Source organism: Algoriphagus sp. AGSA1 (assembly GCF_021390545.1).
Lineage (GTDB): Bacteria > Bacteroidota > Bacteroidia > Cytophagales > Cyclobacteriaceae > Algoriphagus.
This window is the reverse complement of the sequence record NZ_JAJUWR010000020.1, coordinates 20,945-42,518: the sequence shown is the minus strand read 5'-3', so window position 1 is coordinate 42,518 and position 21,574 is coordinate 20,945. Positions and strand designations below refer to the sequence as shown.

Annotated in this window: 14 protein-coding genes; 8 read left to right on the top strand and 6 right to left on the bottom strand. The window is 41.5% G+C overall.

What is annotated here, in order from left to right; translation table 11 throughout:
- Positions 1-62: 62 nt before the first annotated feature.
- From LZF95_RS16355 to LZF95_RS16330, 6 genes are all read right to left on the bottom strand, one after another.
- Positions 63-1,073: a FecR family protein gene (locus LZF95_RS16355; protein WP_192085591.1), complete on the bottom strand. Its 1,011-nt coding sequence runs from the start codon at positions 1,071-1,073 to the stop codon at positions 63-65.
- A 103-nt stretch (positions 1,074-1,176) separates the two neighbouring features.
- On the bottom strand, positions 1,177-1,797 hold the full coding sequence (locus tag LZF95_RS16350; RefSeq protein WP_192085593.1) for an RNA polymerase sigma factor: 621 nt from the start codon (positions 1,795-1,797) through the stop codon (positions 1,177-1,179).
- A gap of 184 nt (positions 1,798-1,981) precedes the next feature.
- On the bottom strand, positions 1,982-3,958 hold the full coding sequence (gene mobC, locus LZF95_RS16345) for a conjugal transfer protein MobC (protein WP_192085595.1): 1,977 nt from the start codon (positions 3,956-3,958) through the stop codon (positions 1,982-1,984).
- Between the two features lie 4 nt (positions 3,959-3,962).
- Entirely contained in the window at positions 3,963-5,171 is a 1,209-nt protein-coding gene (locus LZF95_RS16340) for a relaxase/mobilization nuclease domain-containing protein (protein ID WP_192085597.1), read from the bottom strand.
- The gene (gene mobC / locus LZF95_RS16335) at positions 5,172-5,558 is read right to left on the bottom strand and encodes a plasmid mobilization relaxosome protein MobC (RefSeq protein WP_192085599.1); all 387 of its coding nucleotides are present in this window, start codon (positions 5,556-5,558) and stop codon (positions 5,172-5,174) included. It abuts the gene before it with no gap.
- A gap of 189 nt (positions 5,559-5,747) precedes the next feature.
- Entirely contained in the window at positions 5,748-5,963 is a 216-nt protein-coding gene (locus tag LZF95_RS16330) for a hypothetical protein (RefSeq protein ID WP_192085601.1), read from the bottom strand.
- Between the two features lie 422 nt (positions 5,964-6,385).
- Here LZF95_RS16330 and LZF95_RS16325 point away from each other — a divergent pair, with 422 nt between their 5' ends.
- The 8 genes from LZF95_RS16325 (at position 6,386) to LZF95_RS16290 (ending at position 21,565) form a co-directional block, all read left to right on the top strand.
- The gene (locus tag LZF95_RS16325; protein WP_192085603.1) at positions 6,386-7,630 is read left to right on the top strand and encodes an exonuclease SbcCD subunit D C-terminal domain-containing protein; all 1,245 of its coding nucleotides are present in this window, start codon (positions 6,386-6,388) and stop codon (positions 7,628-7,630) included.
- Between the two features lie 4 nt (positions 7,631-7,634).
- Complete coding sequence (locus tag LZF95_RS16320) at positions 7,635-11,369, top strand: AAA family ATPase (RefSeq protein WP_192085605.1); 3,735 nt, start codon at positions 7,635-7,637, stop codon at positions 11,367-11,369.
- 23 nt (positions 11,370-11,392) lie between these two features.
- Complete coding sequence (locus LZF95_RS16315; protein WP_192085607.1) at positions 11,393-13,330, top strand: ATP-dependent endonuclease; 1,938 nt, start codon at positions 11,393-11,395, stop codon at positions 13,328-13,330.
- A gap of 302 nt (positions 13,331-13,632) precedes the next feature.
- Positions 13,633-15,375, top strand: coding sequence for an ATP-dependent endonuclease (locus tag LZF95_RS16310; RefSeq protein ID WP_192085609.1), 1,743 nt, complete (start codon positions 13,633-13,635; stop codon positions 15,373-15,375).
- A complete protein-coding gene (locus LZF95_RS16305) occupies positions 15,372-17,009 on the top strand; it encodes a UvrD-helicase domain-containing protein (protein WP_192085611.1) in 1,638 nt (545 codons plus the stop codon). The genes LZF95_RS16310 and LZF95_RS16305 overlap by 4 nt, the downstream gene beginning before the upstream one ends.
- A gap of 1,598 nt (positions 17,010-18,607) precedes the next feature.
- Complete coding sequence (locus LZF95_RS16300; protein ID WP_192085613.1) at positions 18,608-19,792, top strand: TolC family protein; 1,185 nt, start codon at positions 18,608-18,610, stop codon at positions 19,790-19,792.
- Positions 19,793-19,810: 18 nt separating this feature from the next.
- Positions 19,811-20,032, top strand: a complete 222-nt coding sequence (locus LZF95_RS16295; RefSeq protein ID WP_192085615.1) for a hypothetical protein — start codon at positions 19,811-19,813, stop codon at positions 20,030-20,032.
- 39 nt (positions 20,033-20,071) lie between these two features.
- The gene (locus tag LZF95_RS16290; RefSeq protein WP_225586758.1) at positions 20,072-21,565 is read left to right on the top strand and encodes an efflux RND transporter periplasmic adaptor subunit; all 1,494 of its coding nucleotides are present in this window, start codon (positions 20,072-20,074) and stop codon (positions 21,563-21,565) included.
- Positions 21,566-21,574: the final 9 nt, after the last annotated feature.

Sequence of the window (21,574 nt, the reverse complement as noted above, 5' to 3'; positions counted from 1 at the left end):
AGCAGGAGCGTATTCGTAGTACGTTCCTGTTTTTTCCTTACTTGGATTTAATCATAGGCTAATCAGTTTAGTGTTATCATTACCTTTTTATCTTTTAATTCATAACTGAAATCCAAGGATCCGCTCAGAACTTCCAAGACATTCCTTAAGCTTTCATTTGAATCAAATGTCCCGCTTGCCAGCTTCTTACCGCTTCCCTGAAGAGTTATTTGCACATCATACCACCTTTCGAGAATTTTAGCGAGTTGATCAAAGTCAGTATCCTTGAATTTTAAAATCCCTTCAGTCCACAATATCCTATCCCGTGCATTTATCGCTGTCTTGCTCAGGTGTTCATCATTCCTGGACAGAACAGACCCTTCTCCGGGAACAAGCTGAATGGCATTCCCTTTACCCTCCTGTCTGAGCTCTACCTTTCCGGTAAGCAAGGTGACAGCTACTTTATCTTCTGTCCCAAAGGTGGATATATTAAAGGAGGTGCCTAAAGCGGTCGTCACTATGCCCTTGGATTCCACAGTAAAAGGATGTTCATGATCTTTGATCACCTCAAAAAAGCCTTCCCCTTCCAATGAAATGGACCTGTCCTGAAGAAAATCAGCCGGATAAGTCAACTTACTTGCTGAATTTAAAAACACAGTGGATCCATCAGGAAGAGTGATTTTGGTTTTTTTGCCGGCTGGATTGTAATGGGTAACTAGTTTGGTATCCAGTAACAACTCTTGTTCTTGATCAGGTCTATATTTTTCCCGGTTAACAAAAAACAGCGTTGAAAGACCAATTGCAATAAAAACCACTGCTGCCCTGGCCCAAGGAAGCCAATTTCTCCTTGAGTTGCTATCTCGCTGAACATAAGGACGTGCATAATTGGACTTGTTGTGGTTTAATTTTTCCCACAAAGCCATATGATCCCAATTATACTCCTTAGACTTAAACTTGCTGGACCATAACTGAATCAACTCTGCGGATAAGAATTCCTCTGCCTCCTGACTTTCTAAAAAGTCGAGAAATTCCTGGGCTTCTTCCCTAGTAAGCTTTCCTTCAAAAAAATCCTTAATTCTTTTATGATGATTCATCTTGCCTTTGTTCTATAGTATATACCCTCAGCAGATAATTTATACTCAAGACAAATTCAAAAAAAATTGGAAAATTTTAAATTCGACCAAAAATAGAATTGTTTTAGCCCGTCAAAAACAAATCAATTACTTCATTTAAAGCAATTATCCAAACACTTTTTGAAACAATTTCTAATTTATCGAGTCCTTCCTTAAAAAGTTTGGTGCTTCGGAATATGTGGTTTTCAACAGTTCGTCTGGAAAGATTCAATGCTTCTGATATTTCTGCTACTGATTTATTCTCAAGGTGCCGTAACTTAAATATCTGACGCTGCGCAGGGGGAAGTTTCTCAATAAGCTCCAATGATAGATTATGAAATTCAGCGTATATCAAATCACTGTCTGCGCTGAAGTTCGTGACCTGTTGTAAAAGTGGAATCTGATATTCCTGGAATGCAAAAAAACGTGCTTGTTTCTTTAACTGGTTTATAACCCTAGACCTTAAAATCGCAAATATATAAGCATTAATAGACAACTCTGGATCCAGTTTAGCCCTGTTTTTCCATATTTTCAAAAATACTTCCTGAACCACTCCTTCTGCATCCTCATGCCCAAGCCCCATTTTTCTGGTGATGTTGTAAACTTTTACAGAAAACAGCTCATAAAGATTTTTAAAGCATGCCTCATCACCGAGAACAAGTCCTTCCACAAGTTGCTTCAAATAAGTAGAATCTTTTACCTCCAAAACCGGATAGCTTAAGTTTGTTTCACCTGCAGTAAGAAAAGGAACTATTACACTAAGTTCTTTATCAAGTAATAATGATATGATAATATTTTTTTAAAGCCAAAAAGTCAGCAAAATTGAAATTAATTAGTGACATAGTTTTCCGGTTGGAAACATTCACATGAAATTAAAACAGCAGGCTCCGTCACCTTAAAATCAAATGCCCCAACTCAGGGGTATCAAACACCCGCTCCATTTCCATTCTGACTATCTCCTCGACATCTAGTTTGATTCTTCTATAATTCCCCTCAACCTCCTCAGAAGAAATGTCCCGTACTTTGGGGATGGCCTTATAACATTCTTCTTCTTTTTTAAGGGCAGCATGATCATTGATGATTTCAGAATGAAAAGCTTTTAACCCAATCTTCTGATCAGGCGTATCCGCCACCATGCCAACAAATTCTCCCGAAGAAAGTGAGGAGATGGTAGAAGGAGGAACCGCCTGATCCAGTTGGGTGGATTTACTCACTGATGTCTCCGAACTGTTGATTGATATACTTTCTCTGTTTTGGATAATCCTTCCAAACCGTTCGGAAAGTTGCTTCGCTGTATCCCCCAGCACCTGACCACTGATGAAATTACCCACCGTGTTCATGATTACCTCTGCTTGTTCACGTCCATAATCCTTTTTAAGCTGACTGTAATCCTGCACCCCCAAGCAGGTGGCTACCATATTGGATCGTGCAGTGGCTATCAGGTTATCAATTCCATTGAAATAGATCGTGGGAAACTCATCGAAAACCAGACTGGATTTCAGTTTTCCCTTTTTGTTAACAAGTTTGACAATCCTTGAAATATATAGTGATAAGACTGCTCCATAGACCTGCTGCTTTTGGGGATTGTTTCCCATGCAGATGATTTTAGGTGCATCGGGATTGTTCAGATCGAGCGTGAATTCACTTTCCGAAAGCACAAAATAAAGCTGTGGGGAAGACAATCGTGCCATGGTAACCTTGGCACTGGCCACCTGCCCTTCCAGCTGGTCAAATGCCTTTTTGACCAATGCGGAAACAAAGGGATTGATCAGCACTTCGATTTCAGGTTCGGTACGCAGTACCGTAAAGAGTTTCTCATATTCGACCTGCATCAACTCAATCACATGGGGAAGCGTACAGTACCTCCCCCTCCTATGCTTCTTCAAAAACCAGATAATCGCAGTCAGGAAGTTAATCGGGCTTTCCACAAAGAAATCGCCCTGCTTTCTTATCCACTCCCTGTTAAGACCCAACATAATAGTACGTGCGGCTTCAGAGGCATCGGTAATATCCAACATCGCATCAGGTTCCAGAGGATTACAGCGATGGGTATGTGACAAGCGGTCAAAATTGATCGTATAGAATTCTGGTTTTATGCTATAAGCAGAAAAATTCTTTTGAAGCGTATTGTAGGCAATTCGGGAGAGGTCATCGTACTTGAAATCATACACAAACATGGAAAAACCTTTACTGATGTGTTGGGTGATCACATGGCGGATCACAAAGTAACTTTTGCCGGAACCTGGAGTACCAGCCACCAATAATGCACGGAAGGGATTGATGATGTTGATCCAAGAGTTGCGGATCTTGCTTTTCAGTCTGTATCTAGCCGGAAGATTAACCGAGTATTCATTATCCAAATACCGCTCTTCCTGAGGGAAGGTCTCATTCAGATAATTAAAAACTTCCTGATTCTGCTGGTTCTTTAGCAACCTACTCAGCAATGATCCCCCCATCAGAATAAGGGAATACCCCAGTGCGGTGAGGGTCATATAGATAATACTTAACCTTTCCTCAGTAAAAGTCAGGTAAAAAGTAATATGGCTAGTTCCGTAAATAATAGCCCCACATATGAGTGGCCATAGAACCTGAGTGAGTTTAAGTTTATCGTCCTTCTTGCCTTTTGCACCGATCAATGAAATCAGCAATAACCCCAGCGCAAAAGCTTTGGAAATATGAAATGCGCTGAACAACCCTGTATTTCTGATATTTAACAGCAGTCTCTCCCCTATGTCATGGGTTAAACCCCACTTATCAAACGAGTGATAGCAGTAATAATAAAAATGAAGGCACAATACCCCTATACTCAACTTCCTCGTGAGGTCGATGATTTTTCTAAGTCCTTCCGTGCTCTCCCCTGTCTGCATAGGTTTAAGTGTGCAGCTTCTTGCGTCTCTTCTTTTTCTTTTGCCTCAATTCATAAGGTGTCGGATCATCCGGTTGGTAAGTATTAACAATGATCCTATTGCTAGGAACTGGCGGCTTTAACAATTCATCCGAAGGAAATTCCCTAAGGTCAGGAGCACTGAATGAAATGGTGGTTTTTCGGGAAAAATATGCAGAAAGAGCGTTGGCAGAAAGCCGTTTATCCAATGATGAACCGGTGAACACAGTGCGGCTCACATTGTCAACATAAGTAACTCCATAAAGTCTGCCGTCATCATTAATCCTGAATACCGGACGGATCCCTTTGCTTCTTAGTCTGTCTGAAAGCTCTTTCTGGGAACTGCATTTATCGACCGTCTCCAAGATTGTATTCCGGAGCTCCTCCTTATATGATTTTCGCTCCTCTTTATTCCTGACAAAACACTTTTCCAGATTGGATAACGTGGGTTTCGAATAAATAGAACTGGCTTTAATAGGCACCCCAATCCTATGACCGTTTGAATCCAGTACTGAATAGATTATCCCTCTATTCTTGTACATTTCACTTTCTTTTTCCCCACGGTAAGCGCAGACATTAAATTGTCCCAACACTGCATTCAATTCAGGAATGGAAGTAAACCGATAGGTTCTGATAACTTCCCTTGTAATATTGGAAATGGCTGCCTTTGTTTCAGTCTTGCTATACGAAGCTTTCTCCAACGACTGAAGAAAATTTACTTTTTGCTTCAGCTGCTCTTCCGCTTTTACAAGATGGTATCGCTCCTCAATTTCTTTCCGGGTCTGTTCTGACCATAACTTGCCGAGGTTATGCGTTTCAATCCGTTTTCCTGAACTTGAAATATTGGTTGTGACCAGGTGAATATGTGGATGGGCAGCATCAAAGTGCTGATATAGCAGGTAAGGTTGGTTTTCAAATCCAATTCCTTTCAAATAATCAGCTGCAATCTTTTGAAGCATAAACTCATCCACTTTATCCTTTGGAGAAAAATTCAGCGAAATATGGACGGCGTTTGTTTTCGTCCTTTTATTCAATTTCTGCAGCTTTTCAAATGATTGGATCTTATCAGCCACAGAAAGATTTTTAACCGCAAATCCTCCCATCTGTACCAGTTTTGCCTGTTCAGTTTTCACTTTCTGTTCATTGTATCGGATCACTCCTCCGATAGTCTTTCCTGTAATGATTTTAGCAACCAATTAGGTTAGATTTTTCAATCCTTCAATCAAGCTATGGAGCGCCTCTATTTTTGCTTTAGTCCGCTCAAAGTGAGGGAGCATTTCCTTCACAAAAAACAGACGCTCTTTTGGATCAGCCTGCATATGAAAATAGTGGGTAATCTGGTTGATATTCACTCCGATTTTATTCAGTTCATTTCTTAGCAGTCCCAATTCTTCAAGAGTGTTCTCCAAGGATTCGTTTCGTGTATTGAGGGTTAGTTTTCTTTTGAAAAGCACGTCTCTAACAAGCTCACTTATCGTCTGACAATAGGCGGCTTTTTCGAGTAAGGAATTGAGCTTTTGCTTTTCAAGGGCAGTCAGTCTTACCGTGAGCCATATGGATTTTTCCTTAGCTGATTGTTTCATATAGGCAACAGGACTATAAAATTCGACTTCGGAGAAATTTTATGCCCACCCGCAACTCCGGCAGCGGTGGGCAAGATCGGATTGTGGCACAATCCTACATCTTGCTCATTGCAAACACGCAATGCCAAGCTTGCCCTCAGCAGAAGGTCGAGTTGATCAAGTAAGAAATTATTATTCTTGGCAAAAGCCTCAGTTTTCCAAATTCCAGACCCAATCATCAGCGGCCATCACCCAATCTCGTATAGCGGAACCCATTTCATTTCGCCAGTCCATTCCCTGGTAATAGAAATAGAAAACTTCTGCTTCGGAAGCCGGAACTTGGAGGGAGTTAAAGTAGGCTTGTACCTGCTCCAGTGATGGCGGGACATTTCTGGAAAAGTTGAGATTCTGAGCTTCGAGATTCATAACGATTATCGTTTTTGATGAAGCTCAAAAATGTGGCAGGGATGGTTGAAAAGGTCACACTGAGATCAGAAGGGGGATGGGACAATTAATTGGGAATTGGAGGGAATTCTGTATTTTCCCAAAGGATTAAAGAATAAAAAATTAAGGTTTAGAATTTTTCATAAACAAATGGCTGCCGTATGATCAAATACACAAATTTAAGAAGGTTTAATGTTTCCTGAATTGTTTCAGCAATACTATTTCACTTTGAAAAGAAACACATCCAAATGTATGAGCTATTAAAGTTTCATTGTAGTAATTCGGTAGTTATTCTATATTCTAAAAAAATGGAAGTCCTGAAGTTATAAATCCGTTTTGGTTAGGCTAACCACAATTCTTACCTGATTGTATCAGAATTGCTAAAGGAAATCAAAATAAATGTAATGATAAAAATCCTCCACACCGCTGATTGGCATATTGGTCAGCTCTTCCACGAATATGACCGTACTTATGAGCACCAACAATTCTTGGATTGGCTGACAAAATCGTTACAAGACGAACAGGTGGATGTGCTGCTGATCAGTGGTGATGTATTTGATTTGTCTAATCCTTCTGCCGCTTCCATCAGGCTATTCTACACATTCCTTAACAGGGCCACAAGAGTCAACCCCGACCTGCAGGTGGTTATTACCGCAGGCAACCACGATTCCGCGTCACGCCTGGAATCACCCAAACCGCTTTTGGAGTCATCCAATATCCATATTGTCGGGCTGGTCGAAAAAGATGAAAACGGAGAGATTGATTATAGTCAACTAATCATTCCGCTGAAAGACAAACAAGGGAATGTGAAAGCCTGGTGCATGGCCGTTCCTTTCCTGCGCATGGGAGATTACCCGGCAATACCGGATAGTGATAATCCTTATTCGGAAGGAGTCGCCACCTTTTATAAAGAAGCGTATGCATACGCACTGGCTAAAAAGCAACCCGGGCAGGCCATCATTGCGATGGGACACCTACACGCCCAACAGGCAGAGGTAAGCGAAATGGACAAAGCTGAAAGGCTCATCATGGGCGGCGTGGAATGCATTTCCGCGTACGCATTTCACGAAGATATCCGCTATGTGGCACTGGGGCATATTCATAAAGCGCAGCGAATCGGCGGAAAAGAATATGTCCGCTACTGCGGTAGCCCAATACCCATGTCATTTTCAGAACTGAATTACAAACACCAAGTAATCGTCTTTGACGTGGATAGCGAAACCCTCGGCAAAATCAAATCAATAGAAGTACCCGTATCCATACCGCTTCAGCGCATCCCTGCCGTACATAGCACGCTGACGGAGGTGATTGCCGCCCTGACACAATTACCCGAAACGGGAGACGATCCGGCATTCGCCCCGTATCTTGAAGTACGCGTATTGCTCGATGGCCCTGAACCCGCACTCCGACATAAGGTAGAGACTGCCTTAAGTGGTAAACATGTACGGCTGGCAAAAATCGATGTGCGTTACACCACCTCATCGCCGCTGGCAAATAAAGACGAAATGGTGAGCCCGGATCAACTGAACGAACTACAACCGCTGGATGTGTTTAGTAAAGTCTACCAATCCCGGTATGGCCATGCGCTGCCGGAAGAACTGCTGCAATTGTTTCACCAGGTAACCCAGAAAGTTTCCCAAACCGAATAACGGCATGAAGATATTGGCCATACGCATCAAAAACCTAGCTTCGCTCGACGGAACCACGGAAATCGACTTCACGCAGGAGCCGCTACAGTCCGCCGGTATCTTTGCGATCACCGGTCCAACGGGCGCGGGCAAATCCACCATCCTCGATGCGCTTTGCCTTGCTTTATATGCCAGAACCCCAAGATACAAACTGGCCGAAACCGGCGTTGAAATCAAGGATGTGCAAGGGAGCACCATCCTTCAGGGCGACGTCCGGGGCATACTTCGTGATGGCACAGGAGAAGGGTTTGCGGGAGTAGATTTTGTTGGTGTAGACGGTTATCACTACCGGTCTACATGGAGTGTAAGAAGAGCCCGCAACAAAGCCGATGGCAACTTGCAGGCTTACGAGATAGCACTGAAAAACACCAGTACTAATCAGGATATCCCTGGCCGGAAAACAGAATTACTACAGGAGATAGAACGGTTGGTCGGATTGAACTTCGAGCAATTTACCCGTTCGGTGCTGCTGGCTCAGGGTGATTTTACCGCCTTTCTTAAAGCCGGCAGGGACGAAAAATCTTCCTTGCTGGAGAAGCTGACCGGTACGCACGTCTATTCCGAAATTTCAAGGCATGTTTTTGAAAAACACCGGGAACAGACTCAGCAACTTCGTGAGCTCAATGTACAACGGGAAGGTATCCCCACCCTGACTTCCGGAGAATTGGATGCCTTGGAGGTACAAAAAGAAGCCACCCAATCCGCGATAAAAACACAGGAAAAATCAGTGGCTGAGTTAGGCAAAGAAATCACCTGGCACGAACAATACGTGACATTACAGTCCCATCTGGAAACCGCACGGCTGCAATATGAGCAGGGCGCCGCTGCCAAAGAAGAAGCCTTGCCGCGAGAGCGCCGGTTGCAGCAAATCATACGGGTACAGCCTGTAAGACCAACAGTCGACAACCTGCACCACACGCAAAGTCTACTCACCGATAAATCAACACAATCAGAACAGCTTATTACCCGATTAGCGGCTTTGGATCAGCAAAAAGAAACGCTCGACCTTTCCCTGCAGCAGGCAGAATCCAACCTGAATACCAGGATTCAGGAGCAGGAAGCCGCCCAGTCCCTGCTCGATGCCGCAAAGAAACTGGATACGCAACTGACCGACAAGGAGACGCAAATCCGGCAGGCAGAAGATGAAGTAAACACCGCTCTTGAAAAGCTACAACAGCACCAGGAAAAATCAACACAAACCAAGCAGGAGGCAGACCAGTTGGAAAAGGCTTTACAACAGCTCAACCAATGGAAAGAAAAGCATGCATCGCACCAGCCCATTGCCGAACAACACCAATGGATCATATCCAAGCTCAGTGATGCCGAAACCCTGCTGGACACCCTACAGCACCGGTCTTCCCTCATGGATACTGCCGAAAAGGAGATCGGTCATAACCAACAGGAAAAAGAACGGCTAGATATTGAACAAGCTTCCTTACAAGCATCCCTGCAACAGGCACAACAGGACTTCGACAGCCTACAGGCGGCATTATCCGCCCTACCCATAGCCTCCCTGGTACAGGAAAAGTCCACCATTGATGCCTCCGTGGAAGACGCCATTGCAGCTGAGGCCCATTGGAAATTGCTTTATAGCGCGCAGACAGAACGAGACACCCTTCAACAACTACTCAAAGACAACAAAAAGCAACTGGAAGACAACCTGAATCAATTAACTGCTACTGCAAAGTCGCTCGAAACGACTAGGGCACAGCGGGACACTTCACTAAGCATGCTGGAAAAAGCCCGGCTGGCCGCCGCGAAAGATGTGGAAAGCCTGCGTGCGACGCTTGAGCCGGATGAACCCTGCCCGGTTTGCGGCAGCACCACCCACCCCTATGCGACGCACAATCCGCAGCTCGATTACGTGCTCCGCCAGCTCGAAGCCAGTCACCAGGAGATAGAAACCGACTATACACAACTCCTGACGACGCATAGTAGCCTGAATCAAGCTTGTGAGCAATTGCAAAAGTCCATCGGCACACAGGACAAAGACCTGACCTTTAAAGAAAAAGCTATTCAGCAATTGGAGGAAACATGGACTTTGTTTAAAATCCATACGGCTTGTATGAAGCAGCCTGTCGGAGATAGGGCCACATGGCTTCGGCAACAACTACAGCAACAGAAAGACAGGCAACACGAGTTGCGGGAACAAATCCGGGATTACGGCACCGGGAAAGAACAACTGGAAGCGCTGAAAAACCAACGGGATGCGTGGGATAAGCAACTCACCGAAACCGACAATGCTCTGAAAGACATAGAAAGAAATCTCAAATCCCTGCAGGAGCAATTTGCAAACCATACACAGGAACAACAGTTAGCCAATGCCAACCTCGACAAAACACAGCAAAGCCTGTCCCCCTATTTCACCTCCGAACAATGGTTCCGGCATTGGAAAACCGACCCTGAGGCCTTCATACAACGTATCCGGAAATTTGCAGAGGAATGGATAACCAATGAACAACAGCTGGAAGAAGGCGTACGGCAGCAAGGTGTGCTAACCGCAACCCTGAAGGGTATACAGGAACAAGGGGATAACTTTTCGGAAGCGGTAAAGCTAAAAGAGCAGAACCTGTCTCAGCTACAAGAACAATGGAATGATCTGACGGAAAAGCGAAAGACCATTTTCGATGGGGAGTCAATATCGAAAGTGGAAGCCAACCTGAAAGAATCGGTAACCCAGACCCGGCAGAAATTGGATGAGCGAAGAGCAGAAAAGGAGACACTACAGGCCGAGCTCACCCGCACCATCACTCAAAAAGAACAGACAGAAAAAGATATTTCCACCCTGAAGCAGCAGGAAACAAACCTTGAAGCCAAAATAAAAGAATGGCTTGATGCCCATAACCGGCAACATGCCACCACGTTGACAGAATCCGAATTAATACTACTATTGAATTTTACCCAGGATTGGATAGAGGCGGAACGGGCAGCCTTGCGTACTGTGGACGATGCGGTAACACTGACCAAATCAGTATGGAGCGAGCGGAGTCATACACTGGAAAAGCATATGCAGCAACGCCTGTCAGAACGGTCACTTGACGAACTGACAACATTGCAGGATGAAGCAACCTCCACATTACGTCAATACATGCAAACCGTCAATGAAATTGGCTTCCGCCTACGGGAAGATGCCTCCAACAAACAGCGCATCGGCCAGCTTTTGCAGGACATCGAGCGGCAGTCACTGGCAGTGGACAATTGGGCAAAGCTCAATGAGATCATCGGGTCTGCCGATGGCAAGAAATTCCGGCAGATCGCCCAGGAATATACCCTGGACGTATTGCTCAGCTATGCCAATGTCCATCTGGAAGTACTGAGTAAACGCTACATATTGCAGCGTATCCCCAACTCGTTGGGCCTACAGGTATTGGATCAGGACATGGGCGATGAAGTGCGTACCGTGTATTCCCTTTCAGGTGGAGAATCCTTCCTGGTATCATTGGCTTTGGCATTGGGGCTGGCCTCGCTTTCGTCCAGTCGCATGAAGGTGGAATCCCTGTTCATCGACGAGGGCTTCGGTTCGCTCGACCCCACCACGCTCAACATCGCCATGGATGCTTTAGAAAGGCTACATAACCAGGGCCGCAAGGTGGGTGTAATATCGCACGTGCAGGAAATGACGGAGCGCATACCCATGCAGATCAAAGTGAGTAAACAGCAGAGCGGGAGGAGTAAAGTGGAGGTGTTGGGGAATATTTAATATAAAAATATAAATACATAAAAATGCATTTAGCCAAGCTTATAATACTAAATTATAGAAGTTGCCAAAATGTTCAAATTGAATTTGACGAGCAAGAACCTAATGTTCTTATTGGCATTAATGATAGTGGAAAGTCTTCAATATTAAAAGCAGCCGATCTTTTATTTAGCGATAAACCCACTTTTAGTTTTGTAAAAGATAATAGTGCTAAAAATGATTTATCAAATACCACGTTAACGCAGGAAGAATTTGATCAAGTAATCAATGGAAATCAACTGCCGATTTTGCCATATGATAGGCGACAAAGTTTTGTGATTGGTAAATTAAATGTTGGGGAGAATGAATTAACACAAGAGTTTCTCCTAACCCTATCGCCTACTGCAAGATGGGCTTTGGAGTCAAACAATTCAAATTTCTTATGGATCGCAAAAGTCTTTGACACAAGCAATAATAGCTCAAAACCATTTGTCATCCTTAATGATTTTGATACAGGGGGTGCTTATCTCGAAGCATATTCATTGACAAATGCGCAGCTAAATAAATTGGTTGCTGATTTAGAAGTTCCGAAAGAACTTCTCCAAAATGAAAACAATGCCGGTCCTCTTTCAAATATCGAAAAAGTCAGAGCTGTATATCAAGTACGACAACCTGTTTTAATCTGGCGAGAATTTAAATTTGAAAAAGGCGATAAAGAATTATTACCAATATTTAGGTATTTAGATTGGAATTGTTCTTTAGAGGAAATAAAATCATTAGCTGCTGATGCGATGAGTGGATTGGTGGAACAGCACTTAACTCCTCTAAAAGCACAGGCCAGAAATACTGCGCAAACAGTAACAGAGGGAATTAATGAAAAGCTTCAGGAAATACAGGCGGTCATTGGGGTAGATTTTCCTAGTATAACAGCTATTAAAACAAAGGTTTATATTGACTTAAAAGAGTCTATAACTGATATCGTTATAAATAAAGCTAATGCAGACGGTGATATACATTTAGATGCTCAAGGCGAAGGAATAAAAAGACAAATATGGTTTGCAATGATCAAAGCTGCTGCCATAACAGCTCATGAACAAGGTTACACACACAACAAGTTCATTTGGGCATTTGATGAACCGGAAACTCACTTGTACCCAACAGCTCAAAGACAATTATTCGAAATTATGCGAAATATTTCTGCAGGAAATGTTCAAACTATTTTGAGCACTCATTCGACCATATTCATTGACAAAACCAAATTAGATTCTATTACAGGTGTCATACAAGGAACTAACGGCTATACTGAGCTTTACGGGATAGATAACATTGACGCCATTTTTCAAAACTTAGAAATCAGGAATAGTGATTTCTTGTTCTTCAATAAGTTTTTAATTATTGAAGGCGACACAGAAGCGTATTTAATTCCTAGGCTGTATAAAATCTGGAGAGGCCACTCTCATGAAGAAGACAATATCCAAATAATCAATATTAAGGGGAAAGATAAATGGATTGAAGCAAAGCAGATTTTGGAAAATATTTTTAGAGATTTTAGAAAAGATGTAAATAACCTAGCATTTCTGTTTGACAATGATGCGTCTTACAAAATTGGGCAAGCCGCAATTACAGAGAACATGTTTTTTGTTGGCAAACAAGATATTGAAGATAGCATAGACTCTGCTGTATGGGTAAATATTTGTAATAATAGACTAGAGCAATGGGAAATTACAGTCTCAATAGAAGAAATTAACGCAATAAAGGAAGCTATTCCTAATAATCGTTTTGCAAATAATAATGAAAAATTCTATCCACAATTACAAAGGCTTCTAAAAGAAAGAGTAAGTGTTCATATTGAAGAACCGTTGACCTATAGTCTATTATCTGATAAAGGAACAGATTCCGGAGACATGATCTTGAGTTATATATCTACTGCAGATATGATTGATTCACAGATTATTGCGGCATTTGAAAGATTAAACAATAACTAATCATAAAAAAATGAATTATGGAAAGATATGGAAATAAGAGCGGAGATTCAGGAGTTTATGCGTATGAAATTGACATGGATTATATTAGGGTACAGTTCTTCGTAACGTCCCGCACTTATACTTACAGTTATAGAAAATCCGGCAGTACACATGTTGAGAACATGAAGCAGTTGGCTCGCTATGGCAGTGGATTGAATAACTATATTAAGAGGCACACAAAATATTTGTATGACCAATTATTCGTTCAGGAGTAAAGATATACAGCTTACGTAAACCAGATTCAAAAACAATGGTAATCGCATATGAAAATAACCAACATTAAGCTCAAAGGCTTTAGAAACTTTAAAGACTCCACAATAAACGTTTCCGAGAAAACACTCATAATCGGCACAAACGATATTGGGAAATCCAATATGCTATATGCAATGCGCATACTGTTAGACAGAAGCCTCTCTGAGTGGGATATCGAACCAAAGGATTCCGATTTCTATTGTCATGAGGATACGAAGGAACTTAGCATTACAATTAAATTTGAAGAAGTAACAGAAGATTGTGTTCTTTCAAAACTTCCGGGAAAAATTAGTAATGCCGGTGTGTTATACCTTTCCTATAAAGCATGGAAAGAAAACCATGAGTACAAATTTTACGCCGGGTTCAAAGAAAACCAGCTAGAAGAAATACAGGAAAGATTCTATCGGAAAGTGCTTCATATAAAATATATAAGCAGCAACCGGGATTTACACAGCTATATAAAAAGAGAGAAGCGAAATCTCCTGAAAGATGCGCAGGAAAAGAGGTCCGATGCAGAGGTAACAACAGATGATAAAAGCCTGTTGGAAATTGAAAAAGGGTTACTTTCTACCAATGAAAAGGTATCTAAACTCTCCTATGTTAGCAGAGCAACCGAAGCTATCAATACAGAGCTGCAGGAACTATCCTTTCATCATGCAGGACAGGAGGTTATATTTGATGTGGGCAGTTCTGATGTAAACAGTTTCGTTGAAAATTTACATCTGGCTTCAAAAGTCAATAATGCAAATTTGGCAATAGGCGGAGATGGACGCAACAACCAAATCTTTTTGGCACTATGGGCAGCCAGAAATGAAATTCAGGAAGATAACCCTTTAGAAGTCACCTTTTACTGTATTGAAGAACCTGAAGCACATCTGCATCCGCACCAACAAAGGAAACTGGCTGAATACCTGATTAAGACACTAAAAGGACAAGTTTTCATTACCTCACACTCACCGCAAATTGCATCTGAGTTTTCGGCAAATTCAATTGTCCGGTTATTACAGAAGGGTAAGAGTACAAAAGCTGCCAGCGAAGGTTGCAGCCATATCATCGAAGAAGCTGTTTACAATTTTGGTTATAGACTAAATGTTATAGCGGCAGAAGCCTTTTTTGCCAATGCTGTACTTTTAGTGGAAGGGCCGTCTGAAATTCTATTTTATAAAGTCCTAGCGCGTGAATTGGGAATTGACCTGGACAGGCTTAACATCAGCATTCTAATGGCAGATGGCGTAGGATTTGAAACATTTGTAAAAATATTACACGCCTTGGAGATCGAATGGGTAATCAGGACAGATAATGATGTGTTTAAGATACCTAAAAAGGCAGAATATAGGCTTGCCGGAATTCAGCGCGCTTTATCAATTTATAAGAATAACTGTAAGAAAGCTCAAAACGTTGAGAAGCTCATTGTCTCTCATGAGAAGCTATTAAGTGGTTTTGCTATAGAAGTCCCACCAGCAAATAATTTAGATGCTGCCAATAAGTTCAGAATACAATTAGAAGGGTATGATATTTTTATTTCCCAGAAAGACTTGGAAAATGACATGTTGAGTCAAAGTCTTGAAGCCAGCATTCTGGCTCATCTTGGCGTAGATGATAAACAGGAAGCGTTAAAAGCTATGCAGAGAAGAAAGGCAACATTCATGTTTGAGTTTTTACGTAAACAATCCGGAAAATTAAAACTTTTGAGGAAATCAGAATTAGCCAAACCGCTATTTGCTTGTAAAAAACGTATTGAGAAAAATGTATGAAGCCGACAGCACAACAGGAAAAAATTATTGATGCGCCCGGTAGTCTAGTTATTGTCGCTAATCCAGGTAGTGGGAAAACATTTGTTCTATCTGAGAAAATAAAGAAAATACTCCCGGGCACAATCGAGATTAAAGGCGTAATAGCGATATCGTACACTAACAAGGCTTCTCATGAATTAAGAACTAGATGCTTAAAGGAAGGGCTGGCTCCTAAAGCATCATTTTTCGGAACTATGGACAAATTCTATTTGTCCGAAATTATTATTCCGTTTGCAAAACAGCTTTTTGGTATTCCCAAAATAGAAGTCGGTATTGTAAGAAGGAGTGATCTGAAAGACGATATTAAGGAAGAACTTAATTGGCTAGATAATGAGATTGATCCGGAGCATATGCCTCAAGAGCATATTGGCTTTTTAAAGAAGTTGTTTTTGCAGGGAAAAGTGGTGTTAGAATCAGTAGGCTTGTTGTCTATTTACATATTTAATAATAGCAAGGCTTGCCGCAACTACATTAAAGCCAGGTACACCTACATAATCATCGATGAATATCAGGATACAGGTAAGGAGCAACATCTGCTCTTTTTAAAAATTATGAAGCTGGGATTATCTGCAATTGCGGTAGGAGATGCCAATCAATCCATTTTTAAATTTTCAGGAAAAAGTTCAGAATACCTGATCAATTTAGCAAAGAGAAAAGAAGATTTTACGCTTTTTCCGCTTGATTACAATCACAGGTGTGATGCGTCTATCATTAACTATTCTCTCCTTTTACTGAACGAAGATGCTGAACTACTCCCGTATAAAGAAATCCATGTTTTTGAAAAGCAAGTACAGGGAAATGAAATTCAAATTGCTGAATGGCTAACAAAATCAATGGCTCAGTATATTAGAAAATATAATATTTACAAGGAAAACAAAATAGGCATCCTTGTTCGTAACAGCAGAACAGGAACACTGATACATAACAATATAAGACTTCCTCATAAGTATTTTGAAGCTACGCCATTAGATGAAGATTTTACAATATGGTCTGGACTTTTCAAAGAATTACTTTCCATCGTATTTGATAAAAAGCTATCGAAAACAGCATTTGTAGAAAATTATATCAGTGCCGATATAAACCGCTTTAAGGTAAAAGAAGTATTAAAACAGATCAGGAGGTTAGAAGCGGAATTGGCTGCTCCACATTTTGATGTGGTTTCAGCTATCAGCTTAGCGGATAGCATTGCGGCAAATCTTCATCCGACCGGAAAAAATGCTAATTCTATTGATCTATTGAAGGAAGTATTATCAGATTCCAGGTTGCTGGAGTCATATAAGCCTGCTGCTGATAACGAAATACAAATAATGACCTTGCATAAATCTAAGGGATTGGAGTTTGATATAGTTTTTCACTTAGATCTGTATGAGTGGATACTCCCTAAAAAGGAAATCCAAGATCATCAAAGCTTATTTTCAGATCTTACTCAGGATATTAATCTTCATTATGTGGGAATAACCCGGGCAAAAAAATGTTGTGTTTTATGTCATAGCACCAAAAGAACAAATTATAAGCAGGAGCAAAAAAACGGGAACTCATCGGAATTTTTACAATTCAATGCATTACAAAGTAAGAGAATCCCTTCACCTTTTTAAAAATTCCAGTAATCTTAAATATATACATAGATAAACCAACGTCAATAAAATCCGAAGACCGATTTCAACGCTACGAATCTTCAAAGCGTATAGCATCCGTTATTGCTAAGCCTAGGATCGATAAATCTCTAATTATAGGAATTTATGACAACGTATTTATCGAACTGTTCTGGGAAATCATAAGTGCGAAAAAATTCTATTTAAATTCTCCGGCTGACAGATTGGATCTAAATGCACAGGTAGCCAAATACTTCGGTTACTACAACCATCGCAGAAAACAAACTAGCCCAAGTGACGACACTCCATCGGGATCCTACCCTCTGATTATCATTAAGTTGATAAGTGAGAATAAATGGACAGATATTTCTCTTAAGTACTAATTCGAAGCAATTAATCGAATTTAGAAAAACCTGAACAACCTGCATAAAAGCTCCAGATCCTCCTCAAAAGAGTTCGACTTTTATACATTGTAGTGGAATTGTGGCGTACTATAGAGCGGAATATCCACCGCCAACTCCACCTGACGAGACACATACATTAAAATTATTTTTATAGGTGTCTAAGGCCATATTATGATTAATCATAATAATCAAATGATTTTGGGTTGGTGGAAACGCTTAAAGCAGAAGTCTCAGCCTACCTTGTTAGCCTACGGGTCCATAAAAACGTCCCAATGCCCATAAATCTTCTTTTAAATGGTTCGAAAACACTTTAGTTGCGTCCAAAATCCAAGCATTAACCCGGATTATCTAAAGCCTTATTTCTGAATCCAGTTTCAAAACTCTTTCAAAATCTTCCATAAATTGGTTCGATATAACTATGGCTTTGCCAGCTCCAAAATCCAAGCATTAACTCTAATTATCTAAAGTCTTATTTCTGAATCCAGCTTCAAAACCCTTTCAAAATCTTCCATAAATTGGTTCGATATAACTATGGCTTTGCCATAAAATGTAATTTGAAACCGTCACTGGATTTTGATAAAACCCTATTTTTAGAGATATATGAACATGTGAAATTTGAGCCAATGATTTTCTGTGCGAAATATTTTTCATCAAGTCTACATTTGATTAAAAGAAAAATTTAGATTCCTTTGTATAAGGTGCATCCTATATCCACGATTATAGCCCGGTTTCTACTTAGCATGTTCTGCTTGTTCATGCTGCATCAATTGGCACCCCACTCCCATCATCAGCATGGGATAAAGGATATTTCAGATCATCATCACAATAATAGTACGCATGATCATCATTCCGAAGAAAAGAGCTCTTTAGACTTTCTTTCTTTACTTTTTGCTTATCATGCACATTCACAACTGCCAGCTGATCACTCTCTTTCTCAGGTACAGCATTCCGAAAACCATGTAACTAAAAGCAAAGAGCAAAAAACGGTTCCGGAGTTTTACCGTTTATTGGTTGAGGGAGTAAGTCCTCCCTTAAAAACCAATGTCCCTGAATTGTTGGGGATAATTAAGAACACCTGCTTTTTTTCAACTGCCTTACGGGGCCCCCCTTCTTTAGGATAAATCAATCTTTGATAACCTATCAGAGTCAATGAAATAATTTCATTGAGAACAATTGATTCATTCTAAATCCAACTTCATGGTAAAAAACAATGTACTCGCTTTTTGCGTGTGCCTGTTTTCGTTTGTTGCTGTAGCCCAGTCTTCTAATCCAATGGAAGTTTTACAGCAAATCGAACAGAACAATGCCACACTAAAAGCTTTTTCTTCCTTTTTAGAAAGTAAAAAGCTATCGCAAAAAGCATCAAACAATCTTCCTGATCCACAGGCGGGGGTATATTACCTTCCTTTTGGCAATCACGCCTCGGGGGATTACACCGAGTTTCAGGTAACCCAGTCATTCGAATTTCCATCGGTATACAGTGTCCGTGGCGACCTCATTGAGATGCAAGAGGCACAGAATACTATGGAATACCAGCTGAAACGGCAGGAAGTATTACTTCCGGCTTTCAAACTATTAAACGAATTGATTTTCTTGGCCAAAAAAGAGAAAATAGAGCAACTCAGAGTCTTGCAGTCCAAGAAGATATTTGATCAGACCAATGAGCTGTTTGAGCTGGAACAAGCCGGTATCCTGGAACTCAACAAAGCCAAAATTGCCTGGATCCAAGAGCAGTTTAAGCTGGATATTTTGGAGTCAGACCGCAAAAAAATAATGATCCGTCTCAAAAATATGAATGGCGGAATTGAGTTGGACTTTGCTCCAAATGATTATATCGGATCATTGGCTATTAATGACCCGGAAACTCTGTGGCAGGAAAAAATGCAGGTTGATCCTGAATTTAAAATCCTCCTGGAACAAGAAAAAGTGGCTCAGCAGCAGATCAGGCTTTCCAAAAACAAGTCGCTTCCCAATCTAACAGCAGGGTATAATTACCAGGGTGTTTCGGGGTCTATCTATTCGGGTGTTTATGGCGGAGTTTCTATTCCCTTATGGAGCACCCGGAATACAGTAAAAGCCGCAGAGGCAAACTATGATTACCAAAAATCTTTTACCCAGGTTAAAACAGATCTGTTGCGCACAGAATTCTTGGGTGAATATGAGGTATATCAAGTGCTGCTGAAAAAATACCAGGAATACCAGTCCACCCTTGAATCTTTGGGCAGCGAAGAATTATTGCTTCAGGCCTTTGAATTGGGAGAACTTTCCTTTATGCAGTACTACATCGAATTGCAATTCTATCAAAATGCTTTGGATTCCATGCTGGTAATGGAAAACCAGTTGGTTCAATCCAAAGCCGAATTATTAAAACATCAATTATAACATTCAAACTTAACAATTATGAAAATTTCAACTATTCTATTCGCATTCCTATTCGTCGTTTCTGTTTCATGTGGCAACAAAAAAAACGTGGATGATCATGGCCACGAGCATACTACAGAAGAAGCCCACGGTCATCCGCATGAAGCAGAAGATGCAGATCATCATCAGGAAGAATTCAAGGTAGAGAAAGATACTACGGAGCATACCCATGATGACGGGACTACCCATTCTGACCATTAATATCTTCAAAGGATATTGATTATGCGATATGTAATACTAATGGTTACACTCATCCTTGCTTCCTGTCAGGCAAAGGAAGCGGAGGATCATGCACATGATGCACATGGTGCGCATCTAGTGGAAGGAGCAGAAATCCCATCTGTAGATGCCACGGTATGGACCGATAAAACGGAATTGTTCGTGGAATATCCTGCTTTGGTGGTAGGTGCTACCAGTCGATTTGCCGCTCACTTTACTATAATGGAAAGGCATCGGCCAGTCCGCGAGGGATCATTGACGGTCAGCCTGATCAAGGGTGAAAATGGAATCAGAAATACCGTTGATTCCCCGGATTCCCCGGGAATCTTTAAACCCTCTTTACAACCCAAAGAAGCGGGGCTATATCAACTGGTATTTGAACTCAAGACTTCTACAATTACAGATAAAATAGTGATTGAAGGAGTGACAGTTTACGCTTCGATGGAAGATGCTGCAAGTGACCTGAGCATGGCAGAAGGAGATGATGGTTCTATTACCTTTCTTAAAGAACAGGCTTGGAAAATAGATTTTCAGACTGCTAAAGTTGTAGAAAAAGAAATCTACCAAACCATCCCTACTTCAGGAAGGTGGAAAGTTTCTCCTTCGGATTACCAGACCCTTATTGCGCCAAACTCGGGGAAAGTGAATTTCAACAGCGGCAATCTCAACGAAGGGATGAAAGTACAAAAAGGTCAGGTACTCATGTCTGTAAGCAGTGCAGGATTGACCTCCAATAACCTTTCGGCAGAGATTCAAAAAGCGAAGGCGGCCTATGATCAGGCAAGCCTTGAATATGGGCGTAAGAAGCAGCTGTTTGAATCCAGGATTGTACCCAAGTCAGAATTCGAGCAGGTGGAGCAGAAGTATCTGGTTGCCAAGTCAACGTATGAAACTCTTAATGCCGGCTATACCTCTGATGGAAAGCAGATCCTGACACCATTTGAAGGCTATGTGAAATCAATAGCCGTGGATAATGGATCGTTTGTTTCGGAAGGTGCGAGTCTGGTGACAATTACAAGCCATAAAACCAGTCTTCTGGAAGTCCAGGTCAGCCCATCCTATGCGGTTCAGCTTCAGGATATCCACGATATCCACTATCAAAATAGATCTGATCATTGGTCTGGTCTGAAAGCCACGGCAGGTAAAGTATTATCTGTAGGGAAAGAGGTGGAAAGTGATCAGCCTCTGCTTTCAGTATTTGCTGAAATCAACGATGTGGTGGAAATGCCTGAAGGTAGTTTTACCGAGGTTCAGATAGCTTTTGGCCAGCCTAAAAAAACAGCTGTTGTTCCTGAGTCTGCACTGCTGGAAGACTACGGCATTTACTCTGTGATCGTGGAGCTTTCCGGAGAGAGTTTTGACAGGAGACCTGTTAGCATAGGCAGAAGAAATGGGCAAGAAGTAGAGATTTTAGAAGGAGTGCAGGTAGGTGAAGTGGTAGTTACACGTGGTGCTTACCAGGTGAAAATGGCTTCCATGTCAGGACAGGCACCGGCGCACGGCCATGAACATTAATGGATCGGG